The organism is Nostocoides sp. (genome assembly GCF_035343835.1).
Lineage (GTDB): Bacteria > Actinomycetota > Actinomycetes > Actinomycetales > Dermatophilaceae > Nostocoides_A > Nostocoides_A vanveenii.
The window spans coordinates 1-8,566 of sequence record NZ_DAOQZV010000140.1 but is presented as its reverse complement, the minus strand read 5'-3'; the positions used below and the strand labels follow the sequence as shown (position 1 = coordinate 8,566).

Here is an 8,566-nt window from a genome sequence, read left to right as displayed (position 1 = left end):
GGCCTCGACGGCACCTGGCTCGCGATCGCCTTGGGGGCCCTCGTCGCCGTGCCGCTCGCGCTCTGCGCCGAGCCCGTATGCCGTGCCTTCGGCGGCAGTGGCGCCGCCCTCGCGCCGGCGGTGAGCTACCTGCGGGTGGCGGCGATCGGCATACCGGCCATGCTGGTAACGCTCGCGTGCACCGGCGTGCTGCGCGGGCTGCAGGACACGCGCACGCCGCTGGCGGTTTCGGTTGCTGGGTTCGGGGCGAATATCGCCCTGAACGTCCTCTTTGTCTATGGATTCCATTGGGGCATAACGGGTTCCGCCGTCGGGACGGTTATCGCGCAGGCCGGCATGGCCGCCTGGTTGCTCGCCGTCCTCGTCCGGTATGCCGTTCGCACCCGCGCCCGCGTCCGTCCCCATCCGGCGCGCGTTCTCGCCGCCGCCCGGGGTGGGGTGCCGCTGCTGGTGCGGACCCTAGCGCTGCGGGCGGTGCTCGTGCTGACCACCTGGGTCGCCGCGCGGCTGGGCGTGGTCTCGCTTGCTGCCTATCAAGTCAGTGCCACGATCTGGTCGTTCCTGGCGTTCGCGCTCGACGCGCTCGCGATTGCCGCGCAGGCCCTGACCGGCAAGGCGTTGGGGGCCGGCGACGCCGCCGAGGCGCGGGAGTTGACGCGGCTGATGGTGCGCTGGGGCCTGTGGTGCGGCGTGGGCCTCGGCGTCCTGCTCGCGGTCGGCCACCGGGTGATCCCGATGGTCTTCACCACCGATCCGCAGGTACGTGACGCAATCGCCGTCGGCCTGCTCGTCGTGGCCCTCAGCCAGCCCGTCTCGGGGGTGGTCTTCGTCCTCGACGGGGTGCTCATCGGTGCCGGTGACGCGCGGTGGCTGGCCTGGGCGATGCTCGTGGTGCTTATCGTCTATGTGCCGATGGCGCTGGCCGTGCACTGGGCTGCGCCCGCCTCGGCCCCCGCGGCGCTGGGCTATCTGTGGGTCGCCTTCACCGGCTTCATGCTCGCCCGCGGCGCCGCCCTGCTCTATCGCGCCCGCACCGATGCCTGGCTGGTCCTGGGCGCCGACTAATTCTCTTCGATGGAGCGGGAGTCGGTGAGGGCGTTAGCGCCATAGGCGGCGACCAGGCCGACGATGACGGCGAGCAGGACAAAGGCCAGGCGTTCCCCGTGCAGGAAGGCGGCAATGGTCGCGCTGTCCCAAACGCCCACGCCGGCGGTGCCGAGGGCAGCCGCGAGGACGGTGCCGACGACGGCGATTCCCACGCTAGTGCCCACCTCCTGCGCGGTGTCGTTGAGGGCGGCTCCGACCGAAGTGCGGTTGACCGGCATCGCATCGACGAGCGCGATCGCGCAGATGGTCATGATGGTCCGCAGGCCGATGGTCATCCCGACCATCGCGGCGGCGATGGCGGCATACCCGTGCGGGACTGCCCAGGCCATGCCCGCCAGGCTCACCGTCAGCGTTGCCGCCGCGACGAGGGTGGCGAACCGGTGCCCCAAGCGCGCAGCGAGCTGCTCGGCGACCGGGGTGGCGAGCAACATGGTGACGACGAAGGGCAGATTGGCCAGGCCGGCGCGCATCGGGCTCCACCCGTAGGCGTCCTGGAAGTGCAGAGTCAGCGCGAAGATCGCACCGATCATCGCGACGCTGCCGCCGAGTTGCGCCAGCGCGGCACCGCGGATCGTCCGGTTCGCCAGCAGAGTCAGGTCGAGCATGGGGTGTTCGGCCGTGCGTTCGCGCCGGACGAAGCCGGCGGTCGAGGCGACCGCGACCAGCGCAGCGAGGAGGGTGAGCGGCGCGGTCCAGCCGTGCTCCACTCCGCTCGTCAGGACGTATGCCGTGCTCCCCATCATCAGCATCGTCAAGACCGCGCCGGGCGCGTCGAGGGGAGCGTCGTGCAGGTCGCCGGGCGCGTCGGCGGGAATGCCGATCCGCACGCCAAGCACGGCGATCGCGGCGACCGGCAGGTTGACGGCGAGCAGCCAGTGCCAAGCGAGCTGGCTGAGCATGGAGCCCGCGAGGATCGGGCCGAGTGCGAAGCCGCTCATCCCGACGACGATCATCAGCGTGATGGCCCGCATCCGTAGGCGCTCGTCGTCGAAAAGGCGGTAGACCAGGGACATGGTCACCGGGGCCATCCCGGCCGCGGCGATGCCGAGGGCGGCGCGCACGGCAATGAGCTGCCCGGCGGTGGTGACGAACAGGACCAGCCCGCTGAGCAGGCCGAACGCGGTGAGCGCCCAGAGCAGGACTCGGCGACGGCCGAGGCCATCGGCCAGGGAGCCGGCGGTCAACAGCAGCCCGCCGAAGGTCAGGGTGTAGGCGCCTGTGATCCACTGTAGGGCGGTGGTGCCCGCGCCGAGCTCGCGGCCGATGGTCGGCAGCGCGATGGTCAAGATGGTGTTGTCGACCATCTCGACGAAGAAGGCGAGCGCGAGGGCGAGCAGGGGCAGCCAGGCGGCGCGCAGCGTTTGGGGGCGGGCCGGCCCGACGACGGTGGCGTCGGCCGCGGGCCCGCTATTGAGTGCAGTCATGGGTGAACCTCCAATCGAACGTGGTTCGGTATCGAACTGTGTTCGAGAATAGAACTTCGTTCGATTGAGCGCAAGTCCTGTGCTTGGATGGCCGTATGCCGCCCGCTCGCCGTGCACCCGTAGCCTTCCCGGCCGCGCGTGGCCGCCGGGCCCAGCATTCGCTGGAGTCGATCCTCGCGGGCGCCATCGAGCTGCTCGACGAGGCCGGCGAGGGTGCGCTGACGTTCCGGTCGCTAGCCGGGCGGCTCGGCGGCGGCGTCGGCAGCATCTATTGGTATGTCGCCGGCAAGGACGAACTCATCCAGCGTGCCGCCGACGAGGTCATCGGCCGGCTGCTCGCGCAGACTGCCGCGACAGTCACCGGCGGCGACCCCTTCACCGCGCTCCGCACGCTCGCCATGGCGCTCTACGCCACGATGCACGAGCACCCCTGGATCGCCGTGCACCTGATGCGCGATGTGGAGCTTCAGCCCAATTCGCTGGTGCTCTACGAGCGCTTCGGCCAGCAGGTGCTCCGGCTGCCGCTGACGTCGCGCGAGCGCTTCCACGCTGTCTCGGCCATCGTCAACTACACGACCGGCGTGGGCGCGGAGTTGGGCCAGTCGCCGGAGTTGGCCGCGGCATACGTCAATGTCGATCGCCAGGAGTTTCTGGCTGCGCAGGCGCGGGCGTGGCTTGCAACCGACCCGGAGCGATACCCGTTCATCCACGAGATTGCGCAGGAATTCGCGGCCCACGAGGACATCGATCAGTTCGCCTCCGGGCTGGATCTGCTTCTCGCCGGCCTGCGCCTCCAGGCGGGCTGACCCGGTCGAGCCGCTGCGCTCTGCACGCGTATCCGCTCCGCTGAGGTCGGACGAGTATCGGGCTAGCCGCGCGCCTCTCCTTCCCCACCCCCGACGCCCCTCACGTGTAGGTTGAAGTGACTTCTCCGGACCGGCAGGTGGCCTCAATGTCGCTGACCAAGACTTTCCTGAGTTGGCCCGTGCTGCGCCAGGTCACCGAGGGCGACTTCCTCGGCCGTGGCCCCGCGGTGACCTCGGCGAAGACCCGAGCGTGGACCGCGCGCACCGAGACCGCCGACCGGGTCGTGCAGAGCGTGTGCCCCTATTGCGCGGTCGGGTGCGGGCAGCGGATCTATGTCAAGGACGAGAAGGTCATCCAGATCGAGGGCGACCCCGACAGCCCGCACAGCCGAGGCCGGTTGTGTCCGAAGGGATCCGCGAGCGAACAGTTGGTCAACGCCCCCGGACGCCCCACGACGGTCCTTTACCGTCGCCCGGGCGGCACGGACTGGGAGCCGCTCGCCCGGGACACGGCGATCGACATGATCGCCGAACGTTTCGTGGCCGCCCGGCGCGCGCACTGGCAGGACACCGACGAGCACGGGCGCCCGCTGCGCCGGACCATGGGCATCGCCAGCCTCGGCGGGGCCACGCTCGACAACGAAGAGAACTACCTGATCAAGAAGCTCTTCACGGCTGCCGGGGCGATCCAGATCGAGAATCAGGCCCGTATTTGACACTCCGCAACGGTCCCCAGTTTGGGGTCCTCGTTCGGGCGGGGCGGCGCCACTCAAGCCGTCCAGGATCTCGCCAACGCTGACTGCATCGTCATCCAGGGCTCCAATATGGCCGAGTGCCATCCGGTGGCCTACCAGTGGGTCGGTGAGGCAAAGCTGAAGGGCGCCAAGGTCATTCACGTCGACCCGCGCTTCACACGGACCTCGGCGACGGCCGACAAGCACATCCCGATCCGGGCGGGCTCCGACATCGTTCTGCTCGGCGCGCTGATCAACCATGTGCTGAGCAACGACCTGTGGTTCACCGACTACGTCGTGCATTACACCAATGCCGCCCACCTGATCCGCGAGGACTTCAAGGACACCGAGGACCTCGGTGGCCTCTTCTCCGGCTACGACCCCACGACCGGGGCCTATGACCCGGCGTCGTGGGCCTATGCGGACGGGTCGCAGGGCACCGGCGTCGACGACTGGGGCGATGAGCACGGCTCGACCGCGTCCGCGCGCGCGGCCGGCGACGCCCTCGGATCCGGTGGTCCGTCGCTGGAGCACGCCGAGATCCGCACCGACCCGACGTTGCAGGACCCGCGCACCGTCTTCCAGATCCTCAAGCGGCACTTCGCCCGCTATACGCCCGCGATGGTCGCCGACACGTGCGGCATCCGGGTAGAGGACTTCGACTATCTGGCGCGGGCAGTGACCGAGAACTCCGGCCGCGAGCGGACGACGGCCTTCGTGTATGCCGTGGGGTGGACGCAGCACACCTTGGGTGCCCAGTTCATCCGCACGGCGGCAATCCTGCAGCTGCTGCTCGGCAACATGGGCCGCCCCGGCGGTGGGGTGATGGCGATGCGCGGGCACGCGAGCATTCAGGGCTCCACCGACATCCCCACGCTCTACAACATCCTGCCCGGCTATCTCCCCATGCCGATGGCAGGCCTGCACGACACCTGGGCGCAGTACATCGACTCGATCGGGAGCAAGAGCCAGAAGGGCTTCTGGGCCGATGCCGATGCCTATGCCGTCAGCCTATTGAAGTCGTGGTGGGGCGACGCTGCCACGGCCGAGAACGACTGGGCCTTCGACTATCTGCCCCGGATCTCCGGAGCCCACGGGACCTACCAAACCGTCCTGGCCATGCTCGACGACGAGGTCGACGGCTATTTCGTGCTCGGCCAGAATCCCGCGGTGGGCTCGGCCAACGGGCGTCAGCAGCGGCTGGGGCTGGCACATCTGAAGTGGCTCGTCGTGCGCGACCTGGCCCTGATCGAGACGGCGACCTTTTGGAAGGACGGCCCCGAACTCGCAACCGGTGAGCTGCGGACCGAGGACATCGCCACCGAGGTCTTCTTCCTGCCGGCCGCCAACCACACCGAGAAGGGCGGGACCTTCACCCAGACTCAGCGGCTGCTCCAGTGGCACCACAAGGCGATCGATCCGCCGGGCGATGCCCAGAGCGAGTTGGAGTTCTTCTATGAACTCGGCAAGCGAATCCGCCATCTATTGCGCGACAGCGACGACCCGCGCGACCGGCCGCTGCTCGATCTGACCTGGGACTACCCGCTCGACGCCTCGGGTGAGATCGATCCCGAGGCCGTCCTGACCGAGATCAATGGCGTGCATCTGAGCGGGGACCAGGCCGGCCGGCCGCTTGACGGCTTCGGTGAGATGCGCGCCGACGGCTCCACCACAGGCGGCTGCTGGATCTACTCCGGCGTCTTCGCCGGTGGCGTCAACCGATCGATGAACCGCAGGCCAGGACAGGAGCAGAACGAGGTCGCCCTGGATTGGGGCTGGGCGTGGCCGATGAACCGCCGGTTGCTCTACAACCGCGCCTCGGCCGACCCGGACGGCAAGCCGTGGAGCGAGCGCAAGCGGTATGTCTGGTGGGATGAGGATCGCGGCACCTGGGCCGGCGACGATGTCCCCGACTTCCCCCTCACGACGGCTCCGTCCTATCGTCCCGATCTCGGTGTGGGTGGCGCGGCGGGGCTGGCCGGCGACGATCCGTTCATCATGCAAGCTGACGGGAAAGGCTGGCTCTTCGCCCCGCGCGGCATGGTCGACGGACCGCTGCCCACGCACTACGAGCCACAGGAGAGTCCGGTCCGCAACCCGCTCTATCCGCAGCAGCAGAGCCCGACGCGAATCGTCTTCCCCCGCAAGGACAATCTCTTCAGCCCGTCGGCGGGCGAGCCCGGCTCGGAGGTCTATCCCTATGTGTTCACGACCTACCGGCTGACCGAGCACCATACGGCTGGGGGCATGAGCCGCTGGCTGCCCTATTTGTCGGAGTTGCAGCCGGAAATGTTCTGCGAGGTCTCGCCGGCGCTGGCCGCCGAGCGCGGTCTCGAACCCTATGGCTGGGCGACGATCATCTCGGCCCGCACCGCGATCGAGGCGCGAGTCTTGGTGACCGACCGGATGACGCCGCTGGTGGTCCGCGGCCATACCGTCCACCAGATCGGACTGCCGTACCACTGGGGCATCGGCCGCGAGGCGGTCGTCTCGGGCGACGCGGCGAACGACCTGCTCGGCGTGGCCCTGGATCCGAACGTCCAGATCCAGGAGAGCAAGGCCGGTTCGTGCGACATCCGGCCCGGGCGTCGGCCCCGCGGCGAGGCGCTGCTTCGCCTTGTCGAGGAATACCAATCCCGTTCCGGCGCAACGGTGATGACCGACAACACGCTCGTCACCGAGGCCGACGCGGAGGGACACGCGCCGGCACCCGCAGAGGAGGAACGCTGATGGGCTTTTGGCACGAGCAACTCGCCGGACCGACCGACCCGGCTCGCGACGCAGGCTGGGGCACCGATCGCCAGCCGCGCAAGGGCTTCTTCACCGACACCTCGATCTGCATCGGCTGCAAGGCCTGTGAGGTGGCGTGCAAGGAGTGGAACACGCTGCCGATGGACGGCGATCTGTCGATCCTCGGGATGAGCTACGACAACACCGGTGATCTCGGTGCGACGACGTGGCGGCATGTCGCCTTTGTCGAGCAGACCGCCGATCGCATCGCCGACGCCCGCCGCAGCGGTGCCGCGCTCGTCGATCTCGGTATGCCGTCCGCCCGCCCCCCGGACGAGGCCGCGGTCGCCGAGGTGCCGGACTTCCGGTGGCTGATGGCGTCCGATGTGTGCAAGCACTGCACGCATGCCGGGTGCCTCGACGTCTGCCCGACGGGGGCGTTGTTCCGCTCGGAGTTCGGGACGGTCGTGGTGCAGGCGGATGTCTGCAATGGCTGCGGCTACTGCGTGCCGGCCTGCCCTTTCGGGGTGATCGAGCGGCGAGAACCGTTGCCCGACAAGCGTTCTGCCGAGCGGGTGGGCGTCGCGCAGAAGTGCACGCTGTGCTACGACCGGCTCGACGCCGACCTGACGCCGGCGTGCGCCAAGGCCTGCCCGACGACCTCGATCCAGTTCGGCGATCACGACGAGATGCGCCGGCGGGCGCACGAGCGGGTCGAGGTGCTGCACGCCCAGGGGCTGACCGAGGCTCGCGTCTATGGCGGCAATGAGCACGACGGGGTCGGGGGGACGGGCTCGGTCTTCCTGCTCCTGGACGAGCCGGAGGTCTACGGCTTGCCGCCGGATCCAATCGTCGCCACCGCTCGGTTGCCCGAGATGTTTCGCGCAGCCGGTTTCGCCGCGACCGGTTTGCTCGCCGCTGCCGCCTTCGCCTTCCTCGGCAGGCGCCGATGACCGTCAATGCTTTCGACGCCGACCGCGGGCCGGAGTTGCCCCGTCGTCGCCGCCGTGGCGGTGGCGAGGGTCGCCGTCGCGATCCCAATGTGATGGTGCCGGATGCCCAGTTTGCCAGCTATTACGGGCGACATATCGTCAAACCCGCACCCTGGGGACACGAGATCCCGGCCTACTTCTTCCTGGGTGGCCTGGCCGCCGGGTCCGGGTTGATCGGGGCGTGGGCGCACGCCTGTGGCTATGACGTGCTGCGCCGCAACGCGCGGCTGGGAGCGATGGCCGCGGTCGGCCTGTCGGGCGGGGCGCTGGTCGCCGACCTCGGCCGCCCTGAGCGTTTCCTCAACATGATGCGCACGGTCAAGCTGACCTCGCCGATGTCGGTGGGGACGTGGATCTTCAGTGCATTCAGCGCAAGCGCTGGGCTCGCGTTCGCAGTCGAAGCGGCAGATCTTCTCGGCCTAGGACGTGGGGATTCCTTGCCGCAGAAGGCCATCGGGGCCGGCGTGAAGGTAGCCGCACCCGTGTCGAGCGTCGGCAGCGCCGCCTTCGCGGCGCCGCTGGCTGCCTATACAGCCGTGCTCTTGTCGGACACGGCCACCCCGTTGTGGCAGGAAAGCTACCGAGAGCTGCCGTTCGTGTTCACCGGCTCGGCGCTGGCCGCGTCGTGCGGGCTGGCCATGATCACCACGCCGCCAGCGCAGACGAGCGAGGTGCGGCGGCTGGCGCTGATGGGGGCGGCGACGGATGTCACGGCATACCACCTGATGGCCGTGCGGCTCGGCGAGCTCGCCGAGCCGCTCGCGCACGGCCGG

Annotated in this window: 6 protein-coding genes; 5 read left to right on the top strand and 1 reads right to left on the bottom strand. The window is 69.3% G+C overall.

Annotated elements, in window-relative coordinates; translation table 11 throughout:
* A partial coding sequence (locus PKH97_RS10705) for an MATE family efflux transporter (RefSeq protein WP_324387398.1) occupies positions 1–1,065 on the top strand: 1,065 nt, incomplete at its 5' end.
* Here the strand turns inward: PKH97_RS10705 and PKH97_RS10700 are convergent.
* A complete protein-coding gene (locus PKH97_RS10700) occupies positions 1,062–2,531 on the bottom strand; it encodes an MFS transporter (protein ID WP_324387397.1) in 1,470 nt (489 codons plus the stop codon). The genes PKH97_RS10705 and PKH97_RS10700 overlap by 4 nt on opposite strands.
* 95 nt (positions 2,532–2,626) lie before the next feature.
* Here PKH97_RS10700 and PKH97_RS10695 point away from each other — a divergent pair, with 95 nt between their 5' ends.
* The 4 genes from PKH97_RS10695 to nrfD form a co-directional block, all read left to right on the top strand.
* A complete protein-coding gene (locus PKH97_RS10695) occupies positions 2,627–3,337 on the top strand; it encodes a TetR/AcrR family transcriptional regulator (RefSeq protein WP_324387396.1) in 711 nt (236 codons plus the stop codon).
* 146 nt (positions 3,338–3,483) lie between these two features.
* Positions 3,484–6,801, top strand: a complete 3,318-nt coding sequence (fdh, locus tag PKH97_RS10690; protein ID WP_324387395.1) for a formate dehydrogenase — start codon at positions 3,484–3,486, stop codon at positions 6,799–6,801.
* Positions 6,801–7,754 (top strand): 4Fe-4S dicluster domain-containing protein, encoded by a 954-nt coding sequence (locus tag PKH97_RS10685; protein ID WP_324387394.1) that lies wholly within the window; start codon positions 6,801–6,803, stop codon positions 7,752–7,754. Before fdh ends, PKH97_RS10685 begins: the two co-directional genes overlap by 1 nt.
* Positions 7,751–8,566: NrfD/PsrC family molybdoenzyme membrane anchor subunit (gene nrfD, locus PKH97_RS10680; RefSeq protein ID WP_324387393.1), on the top strand; the 816-nt coding region annotated here is incomplete at its 3' end. The genes PKH97_RS10685 and nrfD, both read left to right, overlap by 4 nt.

Bases quoted from the DNA above. Each gene is read 5' to 3' on its own strand.
- PKH97_RS10700 (WP_324387397.1), bottom strand. From the start codon at position 2,531: ATGACTGCACTCAATAGCGGGCCCGCGGCCGACGCCACCGTCGTCGGG.
- PKH97_RS10695 (WP_324387396.1), top strand. From the start codon at position 2,627: ATGCCGCCCGCTCGCCGTGCACCCGTAGCCTTCCCGGCCGCGCGTGGC.
- PKH97_RS10685 (WP_324387394.1), top strand. From the start codon at position 6,801: ATGGGCTTTTGGCACGAGCAACTCGCCGGACCGACCGACCCGGCTCGC.